The sequence below is a fragment of the Synechococcus sp. H60.2 genome (assembly GCF_047462315.1).
Lineage (GTDB): Bacteria > Cyanobacteriota > Cyanobacteriia > Thermostichales > Thermostichaceae > Thermostichus.
In genome coordinates, this window is sequence record NZ_JANSIZ010000005.1 from 40,191 (window position 1) to 61,599 (window position 21,409).

The following is a 21,409-nucleotide window of genomic DNA, read 5'->3' on the forward strand; positions in this document are numbered from 1 at the left end:
CCCTCTACTCCGGGTTGACTACGGATCCCATAAACAGCACAGTTTGCGCCTCCCGGTTGGCTCCGGAGGCCACAATGGCCAACCAGAAGGGGCGATCCGCTACAAATTGGAAGGGCTCTTGCCGGTCGAGGGCGGTGCGGGAGACGATTACCCCGGTGGCAGCAGCCGCCTCGGATCCCTCTTCGTTAACTTCGATGGCGGTTTTGTGCAAGACTCTGCTGACCTGCGTTGGCTCTGGGGTCAGTTGGCTAAAATCGGCCCGCCGGGAAAAGGCAATCCCCATGCCCAACTGCTGCAAAGCTGGCCCCAGATTGATTTCGGAGGTCAGCTTAAACTTGGGGATCCGCACCGAGCCAGGGCGGGTGGACAGGGATCCCGTCCATTCTTGCCAAGTTTCTGGGCTAAGCTTCTCCCGCAGGGCTGCTAAGCTCACCCCTGGTTTGGGCAGCAGGATCAGCATGGCCAGTTCCCCTTCCCCATAGGGCAGGCGCACCACCTGGAGCTGCTCGGTCTCCCGGTAGCCGTAGCGACCGGATTGGGCCATCAGCGGCACTTGGACACGGCGGCCATCGGCGCGGGTGAAGGGCTGGGGCTTGGTCAGGGTCGGATCGAAGGGCTGGGTCCACTCTCCCTTGAAATAGATGGCGTTGAGCAAAACCATCCTGTCTTCACGGCTGAGGCGATCCACGATGCGGTCAATCTGGCCCTGGGTGCGCTCGGCTACCCAACGGTTAATCGCCTGCACCGTCTGGCGGGATCCCAGCTCCACCCGATTGGCCACTGCTTGGTAATAGGTGGCCAGGGCTTGCAAAAAGGAGGGGCGCAAGGTGAGGGTTGTATCGACCCAAAGGCCGTTGGCCATTTGCAGCTGGATCGGTCCTTCTGCTTGGGATCGCTCCACCAGCCAGCGCATCATCTGGGCATTGGTCCAGTTCAACTCATTGAGGGAGAGTTCCTGGGCCTCCAGCACCTTGGCCATGGCCGCTTGGGTCTCTCCAGCAGCGCCGTTGTACAGCATGCTTAGAGCCAGACGAAGGCTCAAGGGGGAGAAAAAGAGGTTCTCTTGCGGTTGCTGCTGGAGGAGGTAATCGAATAGCTTTAGCGCAAAGCGACTTTGGGCTTGCTGGGCCACAGCCTCCTCTCCATAGCCTTCCCCATCGGTCACGGTCGGCTCAAACGGGGTTCGCACCGAGGTTTCCCCGTGGGTGGGCCGGAGACCCAAAAGCAATAGGCCCAGCAGAGCCAGCAGCGGGATCCGGCTCACCGAGGACATACTCAAAAGGTCTTTCATCGGGGCTCTCCTGGCCGGGTGGGGAACGAGTCTATGGCTAGGGTATCGGGTTGGGGGTGGATGGCCCCTGCCCAGGCCGGCCATGGCGGCTGCGCTTGAGGTGAGATCGACAGGCCAAAGCCCGCAGGGGATCCCGGCCAAACTCTAGAGAGCAGGGTAGGATTAAGCCTGCACAGCTCAGCAGGAGAAAGGGATGAGTTGGTGGGTAAGAGAGCGCCAGGTTGTCACAGCAAGCGGGATTGCCTTGGGCCTGGCTCTACTGCTGGGATGCGCCGCTGGAGGAGAAGCCCAGGGGACGGCAGCCGTTGCCAACGCAACTCCGGCCAAAGGACAGCCCCAGCACCTGCCGGTGGAAGCGGAAGTAACCCTTGCTGGCAAGCGCTTTGAGCTGGAAGTGGCCCGCACCCCTGAGCAGCAGCGCTTAGGCCTAATGTTTCGCACCGATTTGCCTCTTGATCGCGGCATGTGGTTTCCCTTCGACCCGCCCCAGCCGGCTGCCTTCTGGATGTTCAACACGCCGCTTAACCTGGACATTATCTTTCTCTATCGGGGCCGGGTCGTCTACATCGCCGCCGATGTTCCCGGCTGCCCTGCCCAACCCTGCCCTGTTTATGGGCCACCCCCTGACCAGTTGGTAGATGGCGTGTTGGAGTTCCGCGGCGGGACGGCGGCGGCCCTGGGCTTGCAAGTGGGAGATGTTGTGGAGATCCGCCAGCTTCCGCCCCCAACTCCTTGATTTCTCTCTTTGGGAGAAGGGCCAGGGGTGAGGGAAAACAAGCTTGCAGAAGAAGCTGGGATCCCAAAGGCAGCCGTTTGCCCTCTTGCTCGCGGTCTAGGATGATTGTCTCAGGGATCTTTGGGATGATTTTTGAGGGTCGCCAACTGTGGGAGGTTGATGCCAAGAGGCGACGGCGAGCTCAGGATGGTTTAAACCCTATGGATGTTAGCAGCGTAACTCAGTGGCTGGAGGTTGGAACTATTGCCTTGGCTTCCGTCCTTTGGGCGGAGATCGTGCGGGATGTGCGCCATTGGCTGGCCCACCAGTGGCCCTGGCTGCTGCCCAAGCACACCCTGCACCACCGCCTGTTCCGCCCCGATCTCAGCGTGGTAGACCCCAAGTTATACCGAGAATCCCAGTGGCACCACGATGTTCCCGAGGCAGCAACGATGGTTCTAGCCGGGATCCCTTGGGTAGTGCTCTTGGGACAGGGATCCCTCTTCTACGGCCTGGCAGCGGCAGTGGGGGTACTCTACTCGGCCAGTTTTCTAGTTGCCGGCGCGCTGCGGGGCTGGGGGCTGGCTCTGCAGACGGATATCACCCACCAGCCGGGGCCTTTCCCTTCCCCTCCTGCGCAGTGGTATGTGAACCGCGCCTACCACTGGCGGCACCACTTCGACGATACCAACGCCTACTTTTGCGGCACCCTAACCTTGGTGGATCGGATCATGGGCACCAGTCTCTCTTTCAAGGGCAAACGCGTGGCCGTCACCGGCGCTTCTGGCACCCTGGGCCGGGCCCTCTTGCAGCACTTTCACCGCCACGGAGCCAAAGTCATTGCCCTTAGCTCCCATGCGGATTCAGTTGCCATCGCAGTGGACGGTCAGCTCCAGCCGGTGGAGACCGTTCGCTGGCAGGTGGGGCAGGAGGGATCCCTGGCCGAACTCCTGGAGCGGGTCGATATCTTGGTCATCAACCACGGCCTCAACGTGCATGGGGAGCGGGATCCCGAGTCTGTCCGCCAGTCCTACGCCGTCAACACCTTCTCGGCATGGCGCCTGATGGAGCTGTTCTTTCAGACGGTGCGCAACAATCCGGAAGTGGCCACCAAAGAGGTTTGGGTAAACACCTCAGAAGCCGAGGTCAGCCCTGCCTTTAGCCCCCTCTACGAGCTCTCCAAGCGGGCCCTAGGGGATCTGGTTACCCTGCGCCGCCTGGACGCTCCCTGTGTGGTGCGCAAGCTCATCCTCGGCCCCTTCAAGAGCCAGCTCAATCCCATTGGAGTGATGTCAGGCGATTGGGTGGCCGCCCAGATCCTGGCCCAGGCCAAACGCGACTGCCGCAACATCATTGTCACCATCAACCCCCTCACCTACCTGCTTTTCCCGCTGAAAGAGTTGGCCGTCAGCACCTATTTCCGCTTGTTCAGCCGCCGCTCTTCTCGCCCAGTTCTTCTTGATCCCGTCGCCGGGATCCCTTCGATTTAGGGGAGTCGACCAATCCTGCCCGGCTCTATGGCATCAGGCGCAAAACTGGGGTAAGACAAGAGCAGGTTCTTTGGCCGCAGGAGAGGGGATCCCTTGCGCCAATGTGAACCTTGGGGGGAGCGAAAGGGCCCTTTGTTTGGAGGAATTCAACAGCTCGCTCTCCGAGTGAATGTTGGGTGTGAGGAGTAGGAGTGAGCGTCAACATGGTGCGACAGTGGGTAAGCGCAGTTCTCTGCGCAGTGGGTGGGTCTTTAGTGACGGGCCTTTTGGCGGGTTGTGCCATCCCCATAGCCTCTGCAGAGGTGGCGGAAGTGCAGGTGCGCTTGGTGCATGTGGCCCCCGATGCCCCTCGGATTGACTTGGAAGTGGGAGGGGTAAGGGCTGCCCAGGGTGTAGCCTATGGCGCAGTGAGCGAATACGTGCGCATGCCGGCGGGCGAGTACGACATTGTTTTGTTTTCAACACCTGAGAACCCTGGCCAGCCCTCGGGTTCTAAGGACTCCGTTGCGCGAACGGTTGTGGCCAGGACTGTGGCCAACCTCAGGGGCGGGGGAGTGTTCTCAGTGGTGGCCGCCGACGAGCCCAATCGCGTGACGGCCTTGGTACTGGAAGACAATATCAACCCTCTATTTGATCAAGCCCTGGTGCGGTTTGTCCACGCTGCCCCTGATGCGCCGGCCCTGCAATGGCAAGGGGAGCAAGGCCGGGTGCTGTTGCCCCAGTTGGCCTTTGGGCAAGTATCCACCTTTCAAGCCATGCGCCCCGGCTTTACCCAAATCCAGGTGGCTACAGCCCCTTCTGCTTCAGGTGGGCAGATATCTCCCAGCCGGAGCATTCCCTTGCAACGGTTTGACCTCCAGTTAGAGGCAGGTAAAGTCTACACCCTCTACGTAGCCGGCCTGCTGCGCAGCAATCCGGGCTTGAATATGGTGCTGGCAGAGGAAACTCGAGCTCGTAGGCTCCTATAGCAAGGCTGCCTGCGGCTTGATCCTCTCTATACTGTGAGACTAGCCGCTCGTCTCTGGCTTTGGGGGCACAGCCTGTGGATGCCTTATTTCAAGTGGTGGTGCTTAGCCAAACTCCAGATCCCGAACGGGTGATCTGGCAGGCGATGCACCAAGATTACAGCCCCGATTTTGTTACCCCAGAGGGCCGGATCCCGGAAAAGTATGGAGAGGCCGTGGTGCGGCATCTGCTGGAGGGCAATCGTGGCCACTATGGGCCTCTTGAGCACCCTCAGATCACGTTTGGGGTAGGCTATTTTCCCCATGCTGTCATGCAACAGGCCCGTACTCATCGAGTGGGAGTTTCTTTCGACGTTCAATCCTTTCGATATACAGGCCGGCAAATTGCCGATTTGGGCAAAAGACTCTTGTCTGCGCCCCCGTTCGCGCTAGCGGGACGGAGTCCTTGCACCAACGAAACCGCTGCTTTTGCCGACAAAACCGGCGCGGAGCCCTCGTTATCTTTGCAAGAGTTGGAAACTCTGTTTTACGTTCCTGCCAGCGTCAAAGAAGGCAAGGCCAAAACCCGCCAAGGCTTCAAGCCCATCTCTCCTGAGGCCCTGAACATCATTCTTGAGCAGTATCGCAGTCAGGCCATTGCCTATTATCGCCTGGTCGAAGAGTGCGGATTGCCCTATGAAGATGCTCGTAACATCATCGGCTACGGGATCCGCCAACATTTTGTGGTTTCTTTTAATTGCCGCAGCTTGATGCATTTTCTGGATTTGCGGGCCAAAGACGATGCCCAGCGGGAGATCCGCGAGCTGTGCGAGCTCATCTGGCCCCACTTTGAGGCCTGGTGCCCTCATGTTGCCGCCTGGTACCGCAAAAATCGCTGGGGCAAGGCCAGGCTTTCTCCTTGAAACCTAAATCGCGTAAGCGGGACGGAGTTCTCTAACACCGGAAAAGTATAGGATAAGGTCATCTTTCGACCCTCACCCCCAACCCCTCTCCCAACCCCTCTCCCCTCGTGGGAGAGGGGAGCAAGGGATCAACTAACAAGCTGTTTCCCAATACTTGGAACGACTATTGTATGGATCCCAGAGCTTATGAACAAATGGCGGGCTTAGAAGATCGACATTGGTGGTTTGTGGGGCGCCGCCGCATTCTCAGGCAGGTTATTGCCGGGATCCCTCTTCCGCCCGCGGCTTGTATCTTGGAAGCCGGCTGTGGCAGTGGCGGCAACCTAGAAATGTTGTCTCAGTTTGGCCAAGTCTGGGCCATGGAAAGAAGCGAAATAGCATTGCCTTTGGCTCGGGCCCGCGGCATTGGGATTGTGGCCGAAGGTGAATTGCCGCATCAGATCCCTTTTGGCTCCCAGCAATTTGACCTTATTGCCCTACTGGACGTTTTAGAACATTTGGAGGAAGACAAAGCAGCTCTGGAAGCTCTCATCCAAAGGTTAAAGCCATCCGGCTACCTGGTGATCACGGTACCGGCCTACCCCTGGCTGTGGAGCGCCCATGACGAGCTCAATCACCACAAGAGACGCTACACAGCAGCACAACTTCTCTCCTTACTCAAGAGTGCCGGCCTGCAAATTCATACCTTTACCTTTTTCAACAGCTTTCTCTTTCCATTAGCAGCAGGGATCCGCCTAGCCCAAAAGAGCCTTCGCCTCAAGGAGAGTCAAGATCTAAAAATGCCCTCGCCTTGGATCAATTGGCTTTTAACCGAGATTTTTGCTGCAGAAGCCTATTTAATTTCTAAGTTCTCCCTACCCTTTGGCCTGTCTTTATTGGCGGTAGCTAGTCCTATGAAAACTCCTTCTCTAGGAAACTGAATCTCTTAATCTTCTCCTCAGCTTCTTGCTGTTATGACTGGTTTTTCAATTACCGTTGACTTTGCCGTTCGCGCTAGCGGGACGGAGTCCTTGCAGCCTCAAATGGATAGCCTTTTCTGTAGGATTGTTTCCAGTCTTAACTGCTGGAGGAGATAGCTCTTGGCCAATCGCGCTGGCGGGACGGGTTTCTTTCGCGGCTACACCCTGAGCTTGGATCCGCATCGCCTGTGGGTGCCCTTGGCTTGTTTGGGGGATGGGCTCTGTATTTGGCTGGCCTTCGGGGCAGGCTACTGGCTGCGCAGCTTGCGCCCCCACCAGCTTTTGCCCTGGGATGTTTATGCTGGCCTGGGGTTGTTGACAGTCCTTAGCTATTGGGGCGTTCAGGCTGGCTTGGGAGGATACGGCGAATCGAAGCGCTTATTTCGCTTTGAGGAATGGGCCAGTTTGCTGCTGGGGCTGGGGGTGACCTTTGGCTTGGTGTTGGCGGGGGCCTTTTTCGTGCGCTCCGTCTCGCTGTCGCGCTTGGTGGTGGGCTATGCCAGCCTGCTGGCCCTGCTTAGTTTGACGGGGATGCGGGCGCTGCTACGGCTGGGCATGGGTTGGCTGTATGCCCACGGCCAGGGGCGGCGAAGGGTCATCTGGGTGGGATCCGGCCTGCTCTTGGCTGATGTGCTGGAGCGGCTGGAGCGCTGCCCAGCCTTGGGGTTTGAGATTAAGGCTTGGGCCGTGGCCGGGGATCCCTCGGCGCCAGAACCAGAGCCTTTGCAGAAGCTGGAGCGGCTGGAGCCCAGCCACCTGGTGGCCTATGTGCAGGCTCACCCCGAGATCGAAGAGGTGTGGTTTGGGCAGCCGGAGCTGGCCAATGCACCTCTGTTGCTCAGCTTGCAGGCCCTGTCGGTGCAGGTACGGCTGGTGCCAGATATCCTCGGTTTTTTGACGGTGAACTTCAGCCTCCAGTCCCTGGACGGGATCCCGCTGCTGACGCTGCGCCAGCCCCCTCTGCGCTACGCCCACAACCGTTTCCTCAAGCGAGCGGTAGATATCCTGGGGGCCTCCCTGGGCCTGGTGTTGCTCAGCCCCCTGTTTCTGATCATCGCTGTGCTAGTGGCCTGCAGCAGCCCCGGCCCCATCTTGTATTGGCAGGAGCGGGTGAGCTTGGATGGGCGCCGCTTTTGGATTGCCAAGTTCCGCACCATGCGGGTGGATGCCGAGGCAGCCGGCCAGCCGGGCTGGACGCGCCCCGGGGATCCGCGCCGAACCAAGATAGGAGCTTTTTTGCGCCGCACCAACCTGGACGAGCTGCCCCAGCTTTGGAACGTCTTGAAGGGGGAAATGAGCCTGGTGGGCCCCCGCCCGGAGCGGCCCTACTTCGTGGAGCAATTTAGCCAGGAGATCCCCAAGTATCCGGATCGGCATTTGGTGAAAAGCGGCCTCACCGGCTGGGCTCAGATCCACGGCCTGCGGGGAGACACCAGCATTGCCCGCCGCACCCAGTATGATCTCTACTATGTGCAAAACTGGTCTCTGTGGCTGGATCTGCGCATCCTCGCCATTACCCTTTGGCAAGGGATCCGCGGACGGCTGACCGGCTATTAGGGGTTGCCTATGTCCTCCTCGCCCACGTCCCCAGAGCTCCTCTATGAGGGCAAGGCCAAGCGGGTCTACCGCACCGCCGATCCCCAGGTTTACCTCTGCCACTACAAAGACGACGCCACGGCCTTCAACGCCCAAAAGCGGGGATCCATCGCCGGCAAGGGGGAGGTCAACTGCACCGTCTCCAGCCGGGTGTTTGCCTACCTGGCGCAGCAGGGCATCCGCAACCACTTTTTGGCCCAGACCGGCCCTCGAGAGATGCAGGTGCGCGCCCTGCGGATCCTGCCCTTGGAAGTGGTGGTGCGCAACCGCACGGCCGGCAGCCTCTGCCGGCGCCTAGGCCTGGAGCAGGGCCTGCCCATCGAGCCGCCGCTGGTGGAGTTTTACTACAAAAACGACGCCTTGGGGGATCCTTTGGTAACCCCCGACCACATCCGCCTGCTGCACCTGGCCACGCCAGAGCAAGTGGAGAAGCTGGGATCCCTGGCCTTGGCGGTCAACACTCACCTTCGCAACTTCTGGCGGCGCTGCCGGTTGGAGCTGGTGGACTTTAAGTTGGAGTTTGGCCTGGACGAGGAAGGGGAGATCTGGCTGGCGGACGAGATCAGCCCCGACACCTGCCGCCTGTGGGATCTAGAAGGGACTGAGCCGCGGGTGCTGGATAAAGACCTCTTTCGCTTTGATCTCGGCGATCCAGCAGCCGGCTACCAAGAGGTGCTGCAGCGAGTGCTCCAGGCTACTGATCCCAATCTCCCCTCTCCTGCAGCGCGGGAGAGGGGCAGGGGGTGAGGGTGCCATGACTTCCCCCCGCTCCTCTGGCCCCGACGACCGCTTCCGCCGCCAATTGGCCGACCTGTTGGACACCTGGGTGGAGCAGGGGCTGATTCAGCCGGCGCAGCGGGATCGCCTGCGGGAGTACTACCAACTCGATAGCTTGCCGCGAACAGCTGCTAGCCGCTTTACCCTGGTGCTGCTGCTGTTGGGCGCCGTGCTGGTGGGCTTGGGGGTGATCTCCTTCGTGGCCGCCAACTGGGATGCCATTCCCCGCTCGGCCAGAGCCTTGGGATCCCTGGCCCTCACGGTGGGACTGCAGGTGGCCGGCTTGCGACTTTGGCAGCAGGGATCCCCGCGCTTGGGCAGCGCCCTATTGATTGCCGGGGAGCTGGCCCTGGGAGCCGCCATTATTCTGATGGCCCAGTGGTTCCAAATGGGGGGATCCGCCGCGGGCTTGTTCTTGGCCTGGGGGGCGGGCAGCTTGGCCGTGGCCTACAGCTTGTTCCACACCCCCAGTGGCGTCCTGGCCTGTCTCTTATTCGCCCTGGCCGGGATGACTGACCTGTGGCAGAGGGGGATCCGCTCGGCTCTGGATCCCCTCTACCCCTGGCTGGCCCTGGCCCTACTGCTGCCCCTTGCCTATGGGTGCCGCTCCCGCTGGATCTTGGCTTTGGCACTGGTAAACTTCGGCCTGGCGCTACAAAGGTCGGCAGAGGGCTGGGACAGCTCTGGAAAAGGCTTGACCCTCTGGCTGCTGCTGGGTCTTGCCGTTGTCTGGGGGCTGGGCTTTTGGCACCAACGCCATGGTTACCGACTAAGCCGGATTTTGACCGGAGAAAATGGCCAGGATGGCGAGCAGGAGCAAGTCTTGGATCTGATCCCGACGGCGGAGGGCCTGGCTTTGCTGGGGCTGGGTTTCTTGCTCTACGTCTGGAGCTTCCGTGACCCCTGGGACTGGGATCCCGACCCCTCACCTCTGTTCCAGGCTGTGGATCCCTGGGCAAGCTTGTCGGCGGCAGGGTTGCTGCTGCTGGCCGGCTGGGGCTGGTGGCAGGGGTGGCAGGCCAAGAGATCCCAGCCTGTCTCCGCCTGGCTTAAGGATGCCGTCGTTTTCCTCTCCCTGATTACCCTGGCCCTTTTGCTGGTGATCAGCAATGCTGTTTCTGGGGACTTGACCTCAAAAGTGGCCCTGGCCTTTGTTGCCCCCTGGATCCTAACCCTGCTGCTGGTGGGGTTGTCGGCGATCCTCTGCTGGGAAGGGTTGCAGCAGGGGCTGCGGGGGCGCTTCTGGCAGGGGCTATTGGGGTTAACCCTGGTGGTGCTGACCCGCTTTTTCGAGTATGAGACTGGCCTCTTGGTCAAGTCGGCGGTGTTGGTGGCCTGCGGGATCGGCGTGATCTGGGTGGGGCTGAAGGTTGAGAGACGTATCTTTAGGAATAATGACTAGAAATCCTCCCTTTGGTCTTCAGGAACTTAAGAGTCAATAGAAGTTTACAGAAAATCCCCCTATCTAGGGAACTTGCTTTTCCCTGAAAAGTCTTTGTTATTAAGTTTCCTGGAGAACGTCAATGAAAAAAACAGGCCTGGGCCTAGGTATACTGGCTCTAGTCTCTTTTTCTAGTTTTTGGAGTTATAGCTCTGCTTCAATTGCTGCGGGCAGAGATCGGTTTTGGGAGCATTTCCCCGTTGCGCAAGCTCCAAGGCCGGCTGTAAGGCCTAGGCCTTTAGAACCAACGCCCTCCCCCGTTCCCCCAATTGGGGAGCTCGATGAGCTGTTCCGGCAGATCCCTATTCTCCCCTCCCCAAGACCGTTGCCCACGCTCCCCTGTTCTCAGCCCATGCGGTTGCAGTCGGTAAGGCTGCAGGCTCCACCACCCAGCCCCGCTGTCCCTTTGCAGTCAGAGATACCGGCCACCATTTGGAGCAGTCTCCAGGGTCCTTACGGAACTACCAACTGGGCAGAACCAAGCCCCAATAAAGTCTTTGCCCATACTTTTCAATGGGATCCTCCTTGTAAAATAGGCTGCCGGCTAGGAGGTACTCTGACATTTGCCTACCGCAACAATCTGCCGGCTAGCAGCAACAGTTCTCCAGATGCGGGCAACGACAAGTACTACGTGTATAACGGCGGCACTCTAACTCAGTCGGGGTTCTTGTACGCTTCACCCGTTAGTTCGACGGGCCAGACTTTTACCAAAACCCTAACGCTCTCTCCCGCTGAAGTTGCCAACAACAAGGTTACGTTGGTGGTTCAAGACGACACGGCTGTCTTGGAAGCTAAGGTAGAGCTCAACTACTGTTGCTGTGAATGCGAGTTCCCTATCTAACGCAGGTCCTTGAAGCAGGAACGGCAGGGGAGAGGAGTTAAAACTCTCCCTGCCGGCTTTCCAGAGCTAGCTCAAAGGATTTAGCGGCGAGCCTGGGCAAAAATGGCCTGCAGGATTTCGTCGGCCCCCTGTTGCTTCAGCTTTTCCGCCAGGGAGATTCCCACCGCTTCCGGATCAGCAGTGGATCCCGTTTGGGTATCGCGGATCAGCCGTCGCCCCTCTAGGTCGGCCACCATGCCGGTTAGGTGCAGCTCTTCCCCCTGCACTTGGCTGTGGACCCCGATGGGCACCTGACAGCCCCCCTCCAAAGCCCGTAGGAAAGCTCGCTCAGCCAAACAGCGGGCTGTGGCCTCCGCATCGGCCAAGGGTCGAATGAGCTCCAAAATCCGCTCGTCCCCCTGCCGGCACTCGATGCCGAGGGATCCCTGGCCAACGGCGTACAAGGACACACTGGGATCCAGCACCTCGTGGATCCGCTGGGCTTGGCCCAGGCGCTTCAGCCCGGCCACCGCCAAGATCAGGCCGTCGTACTCCCCCCGATCCAGCTTGGCCAAGCGAGTGTTGAGGTTGCCCCGCACGTCCTTAAACTGCAGGTGGGGAAAGGCGTGGCGCAGTTGGGCCAGTCGCCGCAGAGAGGAAGTGCCGATCACCGTCCCTGCTGGTAGGGTGGCCAGGTGGTAGGCGCGCAGCTCCTCCCGCAGCACCAGCGCGTCCAGAGGATCCTCCCTCTGCGTAATTGCCCCCAGAACCAGGCCTTCTGGCAAGCGGGTGGGCAAGTCCTTGAGGCTGTGCACCGCCAGATCGCTAGTGCCGTTGAGCAGGCTAACCTCCAATTCCTTGGTAAACAGGCCCTTATCCCCGATTTTGGCCAGCGCCACATCCAGGATGATGTCTCCCTGGGTGGAAAGAGTGTGCAGCTCTAGGGGCAACCCCGGATGGTGGGCCTGCAACTGCCCCATCACCCAGCGGGTCTGGGCCAGAGCCAGCTCGCTTTTGCGGGAGGCGATCCGCACCGGCTGGACAGCTTGCCAGGGAGTTGAGGCCAGTTCGCTCATGGCTGCTGCAAAATCCGAGAACACCGTCTTTCACGCTAGCCGAATCTGCGCCGCCGCAGGGCAGCGGCCTTCAAGATCCTTAACCAGAACCGCCATTTCCCCCCAGCCGAGACTTTACTGCGGGGATCCCAGCCGGTAGGATAAGTAAACGGGTTCTCCGCCGCGGCGGGGAGAGGTCTGGTCTGTCAAACCTCCTTCTCCGAGGTTGCTAGAGGACAATTCTAAGTAGGGCCCCCTGATTTGGTTGGTAGTCTGCCTGGATAGGTCTTATGGAAGAAAGCAACGTCGGCAACGGCACTCAGTTACTGCTCAAGCGCACCATCCCTGTCAAGGTGGTGGTCACCCCCCTTTGGAAGAAAGAAATGCAGGAGCAATTGGAGCGGCAAATCGAAGCCACCGATGCTCAGATGCAGCAACTGGAGTTTCAGGGCAAGCGGGCCATTGCCGAAATCGAAAAACAAAGCCCTAACCCCAACAGCCCCCAGGTGCTCCAACAGGTAGAAGCGGTAAAAAGCCGCGTGAATGAGCAAAAGATCAAGCTCTTGGATCAAAAAAACCAGTTGCTCCAACAGATCAACCAACTGAGTAGCCTGGAGCTGAACCAAGAGGTGCTGCAGGGCAGCGTGGAGAGCTTCTTCCGCGTGCAAAAGGGAGACAACCTGATCCAGAAAATGCAGGTGGAGATCCTGCTGGAAGATGGGGTGATCAAGGAAATTCGCGGCAACCCATAAGCTTTTCATATCCTTTGGGAGGACAGGGATCCCTTGCTGTGGGGTAGCAGACCAGAACCTTTGGTCTTCAACCCAACGTGGTGGCAACACAATAGGTGACAATAATTAACGACCTCTTAACAGCCGCTGGGCTCGGGGCGGCTGATGCGTACGGGCAAAGTTGTTACCTACGAGATGCTCCCCATGTCTGAGTTTGTCGGGTCAGAGCCTGCTCCCCTCGAGGATCTACATCTTCCCGATTGGCTGCTCACCTCGGCCCAGCGCCGCCGTCTCAAGGCTTTCCTGGTTCTGGCGACGGTGTGGGGTCTGGTCAGCCTGATGCACCAAGTAGCGGTAGCCCGCTGGTTTACCGTTGGCCTGGCCACCTTCATGGTCATCCACATCAACCGCTTGTTCCGGCTGCAACCGGCAGCTCTGCCGCCCCCCTTGAGGCTTCACCCTCCTGGAACAATGGCCCGGCCTCCCGCCGTCGCCGAAACAGCCTCCCTGCCTTTGCCTGAGGTGGGCGGGGCTCAGCCCTTAGCGCTGGCGGGTTCTCCTCTGCCGCGAGTGGCGGTGTTGATCCCGGCCAAAAACGAAAGCGCAGTGCTGCCGCGGCTGCTGCATAGTCTCACCCAGTTGGATTACCCCAGCAGCCACCTGGAGCTGTGGGCCATTGACGATGCCAGCAGCGATGCCACCCCCGACATCTTGCAGGAAGCCCAAAAGCGGATCCCTCATCTGCGAGTTTACCGACGGCCCCCGGGGCGAGGAGGCGGAAAGTCTGGCGCCCTCAACGAGGTGCTGCCCCTGACGCGGGGGGAGATCATCCTGGTCTGCGACGCCGACGCCATTGTGCCCCCGGATTTGCTGGCTCGCACCCTGCCGCTGTTTGGCCAGCCCCCCCGCCCCGGCAGACGGACAATCGGCGCTGTTCAGGTGCGCAAAGCCCTGAGCAACCCCAACGTCAACTTCTGGACTCTGGGCCAGGTGGCGGAGATGGCCTCCGATGCCTACTTGCAGCAGCAGCGGGTGGCCATCCGCGGGATTGGCGAGCTGCGAGGCAACGGCCAACTGGTGCGACGGGATGTCCTGGAAAAGTGCGGCGGCTGGAACGAGAACACCCTCACCGACGACCTGGATCTCACTTTTAAGTTGCACCTGGCGGGGGTGGATATTGCCTTTCTGACGGAGCCGGCCATCGTCGAAGAGGGGGTCACCTCTTGGAAAAGCCTTTGGCACCAGCGCTGCCGCTGGGCGGAAGGGGGCTACCAGCGCTACCTCGACTACTGGCCAGGGATCCTCAGCCGCCGCCTGGGCATGGCTAAGACGGTGGATCTCTGGGCCTTTTTTATCTCTCAGTACTTGCTGCCGATGGCCTTAGTTCCCGATACCCTCTGGGTACTCTTGGCCGACCACTCCTCAGTGCTGCTCCCCTTGAACGCTCTGGTCATGGGATCTGTGACGGTGGCCTTCTATCGCGGGCTGCGCCAAGTGGAGGGGCTGCGCGGACGAAAGCTCTGGTGGCGCACTGCCCTAGGCTTGGTGTACATGCTGCACTGGCTGCCGGTCATGATTGTAACCACGGCTCGTATGTGTGTGCAGCCCAAGCGGTTGAAATGGGTGAAAACCGTGCATCACGGCCTCTGAATTTCGCCTGCCAGGGATCCCCTTAATCCTGCTATCCTAATCAAACGCCAGCTCACCACACTACCCAGCCCGACTATGGCCCGCCTCTACTACGACTCTGACGCCAACCTGGATCTCCTGGACGGCAAGACCGTCGCCATCATCGGCTACGGCAGCCAGGGCCATGCCCACGCCCTCAATCTGCGCGACAGCGGTGTCAACGTCCTCGTCGGCCTCTACCCCGGCAGCCCCTCTTGGCCCAAAGCCGAGCAGGACGGGTTAGTGGTCAAGACTGTAGCAGATGCTGCGGCTGCCGCCGACTGGGTGATGATCCTGCTACCGGACGAAGTGCAAAAGACCGTCTTCCAGAGTGAGATCCGCCCGCATTTGCAGCCGGGGAAGGTGCTCCTGTTTGCCCACGGCTTCAACATCCACTTTGGCCAGATCCAGCCGCCGGCGGACGTCGATGTCATCATGGTTGCTCCCAAAGGCCCCGGTCACCTGGTGCGGCGCACTTACCAGGAGGGCCAGGGGGTGCCTTGTCTGTTTGCTGTCTACCAGGATGCCTCGGGGATGGCGCGGGAGCGGGCCATGGCTTATGCCAAGGGGATTGGCGGCACGCGAGCTGGCATCCTTGAGACCACCTTTCGGGAGGAGACCGAGACCGACCTCTTTGGCGAGCAGGTGGTGCTCTGTGGTGGCCTCACGGCTTTGATCAAAGCCGGGTTTGAGACCCTGGTGGAAGCGGGCTACCAGCCGGAGCTGGCCTACTTCGAGTGCCTTCACGAAGTCAAGCTCATTGTCGATCTCATCGTCGAGGGGGGTCTGGAGAAAATGCGCCACAGCATCTCCAACACGGCAGAATACGGCGACTACACCCGTGGCCCCCGCATCATCACGGAGCAAACCCGCGCCGAAATGAAACGGATCCTCGCCGAGATCCAAAGCGGCCAGTTTGCCCGCGAGTTTGTCTTGGAAAACCAGGCTGGCAAGCCCGGCTTTACGGCGATGCGCCGCCGCGAGGCCGAGCACCCCATCGAAAAGGTGGGCAAGGAGCTGCGGGCCATGTTTAGCTGGCTGAAGGAATAGGTAGAGGTCATTTCCCAGGCAAGTCTCGTGCTGGATCTGAAGCTGCTGCGGGATCGCCCAGAAGAGGTACGCCAAGCCCTGGACAAGCGCGGGGCCAGTATCGATCTGGATGAGATCCTGCAGTTGGATCGGGAGCGGCGCCAGTTGGAAGCTCGGCGTGGCTCTCTGCAGGCGGAAAGCAACACCCTTGGCAAGAAAGTCGCCGCGCTCATCCGCCAGGGAGCGGATCCCCAGGGATCCGAGGTGGCGGCCCTGCGGCAGCAGGGGGCAGAGCTCAAGGCCGAGATCGCCCGACTGGAACAGCGGGAGCGGGAGCTGGAGGAGGAGATGCGCGCCCGCCTGCTTACCCTGCCCAACTTGCCCTTGCCCAGCGTGCCGGTTGGCCGAGATGAGGCCGACAACGTGGAGGTGCGCCGCTGGGGAGATGAGCTAAAACCCGCCCATCCCGTCCTTCCCCACGACGAGATTGCCGAGAAGCTGGGCCTCTTGGAGATTGGCCGTGCTGTCAAGGTAGCCCAAAGCCGCTTTGTCGCCATGGTAGGGGCAGGGGCGGCTCTGGAGCGGGCCTTGATTGCCATGATGCTGGAGCGCCACATTGCCGCCGGCTACACCGAGGTAATCCCTCCTTTTTTGGTCAACAGCGCTGCTCTGCAGGGAACAGGACAACTGCCCAAGTTTGCCGAGGAGAGCTTTCGCTGTGCTGAGGATGACTTGTGGCTGATCCCGACAGCGGAAGTGCCCCTCACCAACCTGTACCGGGACGAGGTGATCCCAGCCGAGCACCTGCCGCTATATTTCTGTGCCTACACGCCTTGCTTTCGCCGCGAAGCCGGCAGCTATGGCCGGGACACCAAGGGCCTGATCCGGCTGCACCAGTTTCAAAAGGTGGAACTGGTCAAAGTTACCCACCCCACCCAGTCGGAGGTAGAACACGAAAAGCTGGTACAGGATGCCGAGGCCATTTTGCAGATGCTGGAGCTGCCCTACCGGGTGGTGGAGCTGTGCACCGGCGATCTGGGTTTCTCGGCGGCCCGCTGCTTTGATCTGGAGGTGTGGTTCCCCTCCCAAAACCGCTACCGGGAGATCTCCAGTTGCTCCAACTGCTGGGATTTCCAGGCCCGCCGCGCCAACCTGCGCTACAAAGAGGCCGGGCAGAAAGGCACTCACTTCGTCCACACCCTCAACGGTTCGGGCTTGGCAGTGGGCCGTTCTCTGGCCGCCCTGTTGGAAAATCACCAGCGGATGGACGGCTCAATCCGCATTCCCCAGGCACTGCGTCCTTTCCTCAGCTCCCGCTTCCTCTCCCAAGACGGCACTCTCCGGACTGCTCCCTAAGCCATTCTGCCGCGGTGCTCCAGCAAGCCATAGCTGCGGAGAGTATGTCAATCTAGATAGGGATCCCTACCCTGCCAGGGTTTATGTTGCCCAAGCATCGTCCCAAGCAACTCTCACTGGGCCCTCTGGAATCTGAGATCCTCGATATCCTTTGGGAGCTGGGCAGTGCCAGCACCCGCCAAATCCACGAGCGTATCTTGGCCGATCCCGACCGAGAGTTGGCCTATGCCTCTGTAACTACCGTTTTACGGCGCCTAAGCCAGAAGGGCTGGGTGAGCTGTGAACGTCGCACCGATGCAGAAGGGCGGAGTCTGCCGATGCTGTGGCGGCCCCGTCTTTCTCGCCAGGAAGCTGCCAGCCTCAGGGCCTTTGCCCAGTTGCAGCAATTTTTGGCCGTCGGGGATCCCGACACGGTGGCAGCCTTTGCCGACAGTCTGGATCAGGCCAGCGTGTCCCAGTTGCAGGCGATTGCCGAGCGGCTGCGGGCTGCGCGGGAAGCCAGGAGGGATCCCCAATGAGCCACTTGGGCATGTTGCTGTTGGGTTTGGGCCTCAGTTGGCTGTGGCGAGCCCAGGTGCGGCTGGATAGAGGGGGTTCCTGGGCCCAGCGCTGGCAGTGGGCCTGGATCCACTTCTTGCTGCCGCCGCTGTTTTTGCTGATGACTGCCCTTGCTTTGGCTTGGATGGGGCCGTGGGGACAAATGGCCGGGTCAGGAGGCTGGTTCTGCTATGGCTGTGCGCTGCTGGTGCTGGCCGTGGCTGGGGGCGTAGCCTTGCACTGGGCTTGGGAGTTCTGGCGCTCCTGCCGACGTGCTCACCTCCAGGCTCTGGCCCAAGTTGATCTGTACGGCTCTCCGGCCTACGTCCTGGATTTGGAGATCCCTTTTGCTGCCCAGATGGGGGTGTGGAAGCCGCAATTGGTGGTTAGCCGCGGTCTGCTGGAGCAGTTGGATGAGGAGCATCTGCGGGCGGTTCTGGCCCACGAAGAGGCCCATCGTCACTACTGCGATACCTTGTGGATGTTTGCGGTTGGTTGGCTGCGACGGCTCAGCGGCTGGCTGCCGAATACGGAGGTTCTCTGGCAAGAACTGCTGACCCTGCGGGAGCTACGGGCAGATTGCTGGGCGGCTCAGCGGGTGGATCCCTTGGTGCTGGGAGAGGCTCTGGTGCAGGTGGTAGGCCATGGCATGGCGCAGCAGCCGGCAGCGGCTTGGGTTGGCTTTGCCCTGGAAATGGGATCCACTGCGGGGGGACGGCTGCAAGAGCGCATCGATGCCCTATTGCAGCAAGAGGAGTCGGGCCCCGTCGCGCCCTCGTCGCACCTTTCCGTGCAGGGTTGGGCTTGGCTGGGGCTGGCTCTGCTGCCTTTATTGGCCATCCCCTTTCACCACTGAGACGATGGCCTGGGCGGAGCCAAGAATCCTTTCCTTCGGGGGAGTTGCCTGATGGCGTTTTTTTCCCTACGATGGAAGATACTTTGATCCTCGGTAGCTCAGCGGTAGAGCGGTCGGCTGTTAACCGATTGGTCGCAAGTTCGAATCTTGCCCGAGGAGCTTGTCTTTGCTACTTGAAGTCCCGCCCTGGGAGCTATAATGCCCTCTGGCTATTTTTGCGTCACGTATTTCGAGGACAATTGCTGTGATTGACCTGTCGCGGATCCCTGCCCAACCCAAGCCGGGTCTGCTCAACCTCTTGATTGAGATCCCTGGCGGCAGCAAGAACAAGTACGAGTTTGACAAAGACATGGGCGTGATGGCCCTAGACCGGGTGCTCTACTCTTCGGTGCAGTACCCCTACGACTACGGCTTTGTGCCCAATACGCTGGCAGGGGACGGGGATCCCTTGGATGGCCTGGTGATCATGGATCAGCCCACCTTTCCAGGGTGCGTGATTGCGGTGCGCCCGCTGGGCATGCTGCAGATGATCGACGCAGGGGAGCCGGATGAGAAGTTGCTGTGCGTGCCCGCTAAGGATCCTCGCTATGCTTCCGTAACCAAGCTGGAAGATATTGCCCAGCACCGCCTGGACGAGATTGCCGAGTTTTTCGCCACCTACAAGCGCCTAGAGAAGAAAGAAACCCAGATCTTGGGCTGGAAAGGTCTGGCCGAAACCGAAGCAGTGATCGCCAGCAGCATTGCCGCCTACCAACAGTCCAAGTAGCTCCCCAGCTTTTCTGGACTGGAGCGCGCCGCTGAGGGTGCTGGCCAGTTGACGCCAAGCTGCCCTGGAGTGGGCTCCTTGAGCTAGCCTAGGTTTGGACTCGACAGCTTTTGCTATGGTGGATACCCTTCAGCTTTGGCTCTACCACCTAGAGCAGTGGGCAACGGAGCTGGTTCAAGGTCAACTGCAGCACCTTTCCCCGCTGAGCCTGCTGCTGGTGGGTCTGGCAGGTTTGGTTACCAGCCTTTCTCCCTGTCTGCTCTCTATGTTGCCGGTAACCATTGGCTACATCGGCGGCTACACCCCTAGCCCTGATGAAGAGGCCGGAAAAGTGCGTCGGCACATCTGGGCCCAATCTTTGGGTTTTGCGGCTGGGGTGGCTTTTACCCTGACCCTGCTGGGTTTGGGGGCAGCTTTGCTAGGCCGGGTTTATGGACAAACCACTGCCTTTGGATCCCTAGTGGCGGGAGGGATCGCCATCCTCATGGGGCTGAACCTGCTGGAAGTCTTCCCCCTGCGCTTCCCCGATTGGTTTAACCGGTTGGAGATCCCTGGCCAGTGGCCTGGGCTGAGCCGGTCGGTGGTGCTGGGATCCACCTTTGGCCTGGTGGCTTCTCCCTGCAGCACGCCGGTTTTGGTGGCCCTGCTGGGCTGGGTTTCCACCACGGAGCAGCCCTGGGTGGGGGGCGGGTTGCTGCTGGCCTATGCCCTGGGGCTGGTCTTGCCGCTGCTCTTGGCAGGGGTGTTTGCCGGCTCGCTCAAGCAACTGCTGGCCCTGCGGCGCTGGTCGGGCTGGTTCACCTATGCCAGTGGCGTGGTGTTGGTGGGCTTTGGCACCCTGACGATCCTCTCCGCGTGGGCCTAAGGGAACAGGCTAAGATGGGGCTGCCCTGAGAGGGGCATCCAAGTCTTGAGCTAACAACTTCCCATGGTTATCCATCCTCTGCCGCTGTTGCGGCGGTATTTTCGCCATGAGCTGCTGCCGCTGCTGGCGGATCTGCGCCTAGCCATTGGCCTTCTCTTGGCGATTGCCCTTTTGAGCGCCCTGGGCACGGTGATCGAGCAAGAGGAAACGGTGGCCTTCTACCAGGCTCACTATCCTGAGCATCCGGCCCTGTTTGGCTTTCTCACCTGGCGGCTGATCCTCAAGCTGGGGTTGGATCACGTCTATCGCACCCCTTGGTTTCTGGCCCTGTTGATCCTGTTTGGCAGCAGCCTGGCCGCCTGTTCTTTCACGCGCCAGTGGCCGATGCTCAAGGTGGCCCGTCGCTGGAGCTACCTCACCCGTCCTTCCTCCTTCCAGCGGCTGCCCTTTTGGGTCTATCTGCCCCAACACTCCCTAGAGGGACTGCCGCAGCGGCTGCGACAACGGGGTTATGCGGTGTTTGAGGAGGGATCCCGGCTCTACGCCCGCAAGGGGCTAATCGGGCGGTTCGGCCCCATCTTGGTGCACGTCAGCCTGCTGCTGATCCTGTTGGGAGCCATCTGGGGCAGCCTCGGGGGCTTTAAGGCCCAGGAGCTGATCCCCAGCGGTGGGGTTGCTGCCATTGAACATGTAACCGGGGCAGGGGATCTGGCTCGTCTGCCCACGTGGCAAATTCGGGTTAACCGCTTCTGGATCGACTATGCTCCCGACGGACGGGTAAAGCAGTTTTATTCTGACCTCTCGATTCTGGATGGGGGACAGGAGGTCAAGCGCCAGACCATCTCTGTCAACCATCCCCTCTCCTACCGCGGCGTGACCCTCTACCAAGCCGACTGGGGCATCGACAGCATCCGCATCCGCCTCAACAACAGCCCCCCCTTCCAAATTCCAGTGGTGCCGGTGCCCACCCAGGCGGGCAGCAAGCTCTGGGGCGCTTTTGTGCCCACCCGACCGGATCTCAGCGAGGGCTTGACGCTGTTGTTGCCAGATTTGCAGGGGACGGCCCTGCTCTACGACACCCAGGGCCAATGGGTAGGATCCCTGCGCCAGGGCATGAGCCTGGCCCTTGATGAAGTGGCTCCGCAGCGCTTTCCCAAACGCCTTACCCTGCACCTAGATGAGGTTATCGGCGCCACCGGCCTGCAAATGAAATCGGATCCAGGGATCCCGCTTGTCTACCTCGGCTTTGGGCTGCTGATGCTGGGGGTGGTGATGAGCTATTTCAGCTACAGCCAAGTTTGGGCTCTGGAGACGGAAGCAGGGCTTTACCTGGGGGGCAAAACCAACCGCGCCCTGGTGACCTTCGAGCGGGAGTTTGCCCACCTGGTGGAGCAGCAACTGCTCTCCTCTCCCCCTTCTCCGGCAAAAGAACTCAATCCCGCCGCTCGCGTCAGCGGGACGGAGTCCTTAGCCAACGGCTAGCCTACCCAAGTGCCGGCTGTTTGACCAACAACACTGCCCAGGGTTATCTAGCTCCCCTCTCCCTCAGGGAGAGGGGCTGGGGGGGAGGGCTGTCTCGTATCCACATCT

19 protein-coding genes and 1 tRNA gene are annotated in these 21,409 nt (G+C 60.4%); 18 read left to right on the forward strand and 2 right to left on the reverse strand.

The features are described 5' to 3' along the window. Nucleotides 1-4 precede the first annotated feature (4 nt). Nucleotides 5-1,291, reverse strand: a complete 1,287-nt coding sequence (locus NW845_RS01515) for a serpin family protein (RefSeq protein WP_414376487.1) — start codon at nucleotides 1,289-1,291, stop codon at nucleotides 5-7. A 193-nt stretch (nucleotides 1,292-1,484) separates the two neighbouring features. On the opposite strand from NW845_RS01515, the gene NW845_RS01520 reads away from it, so the two are divergent. The 8 genes from NW845_RS01520 to NW845_RS01555 all read left to right on the forward strand — a co-directional run bounded on the left by NW845_RS01520 (nucleotide 1,485) and on the right by NW845_RS01555 (nucleotide 10,097). Then, nucleotides 1,485-2,027: a DUF192 domain-containing protein gene (locus NW845_RS01520; protein ID WP_414376488.1), complete on the forward strand. Its 543-nt coding sequence runs from the start codon at nucleotides 1,485-1,487 to the stop codon at nucleotides 2,025-2,027. A 200-nt stretch (nucleotides 2,028-2,227) separates the two neighbouring features. After that, nucleotides 2,228-3,496 (forward strand): bifunctional sterol desaturase/short chain dehydrogenase, encoded by a 1,269-nt coding sequence (locus NW845_RS01525; RefSeq protein WP_414376489.1) that lies wholly within the window; start codon nucleotides 2,228-2,230, stop codon nucleotides 3,494-3,496. Nucleotides 3,497-3,687: 191 nt separating this feature from the next. Continuing rightward, the gene (locus NW845_RS01530) at nucleotides 3,688-4,464 is read left to right on the forward strand and encodes a DUF4397 domain-containing protein (protein WP_414365944.1); all 777 of its coding nucleotides are present in this window, start codon (nucleotides 3,688-3,690) and stop codon (nucleotides 4,462-4,464) included. Nucleotides 4,465-4,538: 74 nt separating this feature from the next. After that, a complete protein-coding gene (locus NW845_RS01535; RefSeq protein WP_414376490.1) occupies nucleotides 4,539-5,363 on the forward strand; it encodes an FAD-dependent thymidylate synthase in 825 nt (274 codons plus the stop codon). 170 nt (nucleotides 5,364-5,533) lie between these two features. Then, on the forward strand, nucleotides 5,534-6,283 hold the full coding sequence (locus NW845_RS01540) for a class I SAM-dependent methyltransferase (protein WP_414376492.1): 750 nt from the start codon (nucleotides 5,534-5,536) through the stop codon (nucleotides 6,281-6,283). A gap of 159 nt (nucleotides 6,284-6,442) precedes the next feature. Further along, a complete protein-coding gene (locus NW845_RS01545; RefSeq protein WP_414376494.1) occupies nucleotides 6,443-7,879 on the forward strand; it encodes a sugar transferase in 1,437 nt (478 codons plus the stop codon). A 9-nt stretch (nucleotides 7,880-7,888) separates the two neighbouring features. Then, entirely contained in the window at nucleotides 7,889-8,665 is a 777-nt protein-coding gene (purC, locus tag NW845_RS01550; RefSeq protein WP_414376495.1) for a phosphoribosylaminoimidazolesuccinocarboxamide synthase, read from the forward strand. Between the two features lie 7 nt (nucleotides 8,666-8,672). Beyond that, nucleotides 8,673-10,097: a DUF2157 domain-containing protein gene (locus NW845_RS01555; protein ID WP_414376497.1), complete on the forward strand. Its 1,425-nt coding sequence runs from the start codon at nucleotides 8,673-8,675 to the stop codon at nucleotides 10,095-10,097. A gap of 960 nt (nucleotides 10,098-11,057) precedes the next feature. Here the strand turns inward: NW845_RS01555 and hemC are convergent. Next, nucleotides 11,058-12,023: a hydroxymethylbilane synthase gene (gene hemC, locus NW845_RS01560; RefSeq protein WP_414376507.1), complete on the reverse strand. Its 966-nt coding sequence runs from the start codon at nucleotides 12,021-12,023 to the stop codon at nucleotides 11,058-11,060. Nucleotides 12,024-12,301: 278 nt separating this feature from the next. On the opposite strand from hemC, the gene NW845_RS01565 reads away from it, so the two are divergent. From NW845_RS01565 to NW845_RS01610, 10 genes are all read left to right on the forward strand, one after another. After that, on the forward strand, nucleotides 12,302-12,763 hold the full coding sequence (locus tag NW845_RS01565; protein WP_414365473.1) for a YlqD family protein: 462 nt from the start codon (nucleotides 12,302-12,304) through the stop codon (nucleotides 12,761-12,763). A 144-nt stretch (nucleotides 12,764-12,907) separates the two neighbouring features. After that, on the forward strand, nucleotides 12,908-14,392 hold the full coding sequence (locus NW845_RS01570) for a glycosyltransferase (protein WP_414376499.1): 1,485 nt from the start codon (nucleotides 12,908-12,910) through the stop codon (nucleotides 14,390-14,392). 75 nt (nucleotides 14,393-14,467) lie between these two features. Then, on the forward strand, nucleotides 14,468-15,460 hold the full coding sequence (gene ilvC, locus NW845_RS01575) for a ketol-acid reductoisomerase (RefSeq protein ID WP_414376501.1): 993 nt from the start codon (nucleotides 14,468-14,470) through the stop codon (nucleotides 15,458-15,460). Between the two features lie 27 nt (nucleotides 15,461-15,487). Beyond that, nucleotides 15,488-16,795, forward strand: coding sequence for a serine--tRNA ligase (gene serS, locus NW845_RS01580; RefSeq protein WP_414376503.1), 1,308 nt, complete (start codon nucleotides 15,488-15,490; stop codon nucleotides 16,793-16,795). Nucleotides 16,796-16,878: 83 nt separating this feature from the next. After that, complete coding sequence (locus NW845_RS01585; RefSeq protein ID WP_011429163.1) at nucleotides 16,879-17,313, forward strand: BlaI/MecI/CopY family transcriptional regulator; 435 nt, start codon at nucleotides 16,879-16,881, stop codon at nucleotides 17,311-17,313. Next, entirely contained in the window at nucleotides 17,310-18,188 is an 879-nt protein-coding gene (locus tag NW845_RS01590) for a M56 family metallopeptidase (protein ID WP_414376504.1), read from the forward strand. Before NW845_RS01585 ends, NW845_RS01590 begins: the two co-directional genes overlap by 4 nt. Nucleotides 18,189-18,275: 87 nt before the next feature. Next, nucleotides 18,276-18,347 (forward strand) — tRNA-Asn (locus tag NW845_RS01595). 88 nt (nucleotides 18,348-18,435) lie between these two features. Beyond that, nucleotides 18,436-18,954: an inorganic diphosphatase gene (locus NW845_RS01600; RefSeq protein WP_414365475.1), complete on the forward strand. Its 519-nt coding sequence runs from the start codon at nucleotides 18,436-18,438 to the stop codon at nucleotides 18,952-18,954. Between the two features lie 115 nt (nucleotides 18,955-19,069). Next, complete coding sequence (locus NW845_RS01605) at nucleotides 19,070-19,819, forward strand: cytochrome c biogenesis protein CcdA (protein ID WP_414365463.1); 750 nt, start codon at nucleotides 19,070-19,072, stop codon at nucleotides 19,817-19,819. Nucleotides 19,820-19,882: 63 nt separating this feature from the next. Then, nucleotides 19,883-21,301: a cytochrome c biogenesis protein gene (locus NW845_RS01610; RefSeq protein WP_414376505.1), complete on the forward strand. Its 1,419-nt coding sequence runs from the start codon at nucleotides 19,883-19,885 to the stop codon at nucleotides 21,299-21,301. The last annotated feature ends 108 nt before the right edge of the window (nucleotides 21,302-21,409 follow it).

Bases quoted from the DNA above. Each gene is read 5' to 3' on its own strand.
- NW845_RS01565 (WP_414365473.1), top strand. From the start codon at position 12,302: ATGGAAGAAAGCAACGTCGGCAACGGCACTCAGTTACTGCTCAAGCGC.
- NW845_RS01540 (WP_414376492.1), top strand. From the start codon at position 5,534: ATGGATCCCAGAGCTTATGAACAAATGGCGGGCTTAGAAGATCGACAT.
- NW845_RS01585 (WP_011429163.1), top strand. From the start codon at position 16,879: ATGTTGCCCAAGCATCGTCCCAAGCAACTCTCACTGGGCCCTCTGGAA.
- ilvC (WP_414376501.1), top strand. From the start codon at position 14,468: ATGGCCCGCCTCTACTACGACTCTGACGCCAACCTGGATCTCCTGGAC.
- purC (WP_414376495.1), top strand. From the start codon at position 7,889: ATGTCCTCCTCGCCCACGTCCCCAGAGCTCCTCTATGAGGGCAAGGCC.
- NW845_RS01605 (WP_414365463.1), top strand. From the start codon at position 19,070: ATGGTGGATACCCTTCAGCTTTGGCTCTACCACCTAGAGCAGTGGGCA.
- NW845_RS01590 (WP_414376504.1), top strand. From the start codon at position 17,310: ATGAGCCACTTGGGCATGTTGCTGTTGGGTTTGGGCCTCAGTTGGCTG.
- NW845_RS01515 (WP_414376487.1), bottom strand. From the start codon at position 1,291: ATGAAAGACCTTTTGAGTATGTCCTCGGTGAGCCGGATCCCGCTGCTG.
- NW845_RS01525 (WP_414376489.1), top strand. From the start codon at position 2,228: ATGGATGTTAGCAGCGTAACTCAGTGGCTGGAGGTTGGAACTATTGCC.
- NW845_RS01570 (WP_414376499.1), top strand. From the start codon at position 12,908: ATGCGTACGGGCAAAGTTGTTACCTACGAGATGCTCCCCATGTCTGAG.
- NW845_RS01610 (WP_414376505.1), top strand. From the start codon at position 19,883: ATGGTTATCCATCCTCTGCCGCTGTTGCGGCGGTATTTTCGCCATGAG.
- NW845_RS01520 (WP_414376488.1), top strand. From the start codon at position 1,485: ATGAGTTGGTGGGTAAGAGAGCGCCAGGTTGTCACAGCAAGCGGGATT.
- NW845_RS01555 (WP_414376497.1), top strand. From the start codon at position 8,673: ATGACTTCCCCCCGCTCCTCTGGCCCCGACGACCGCTTCCGCCGCCAA.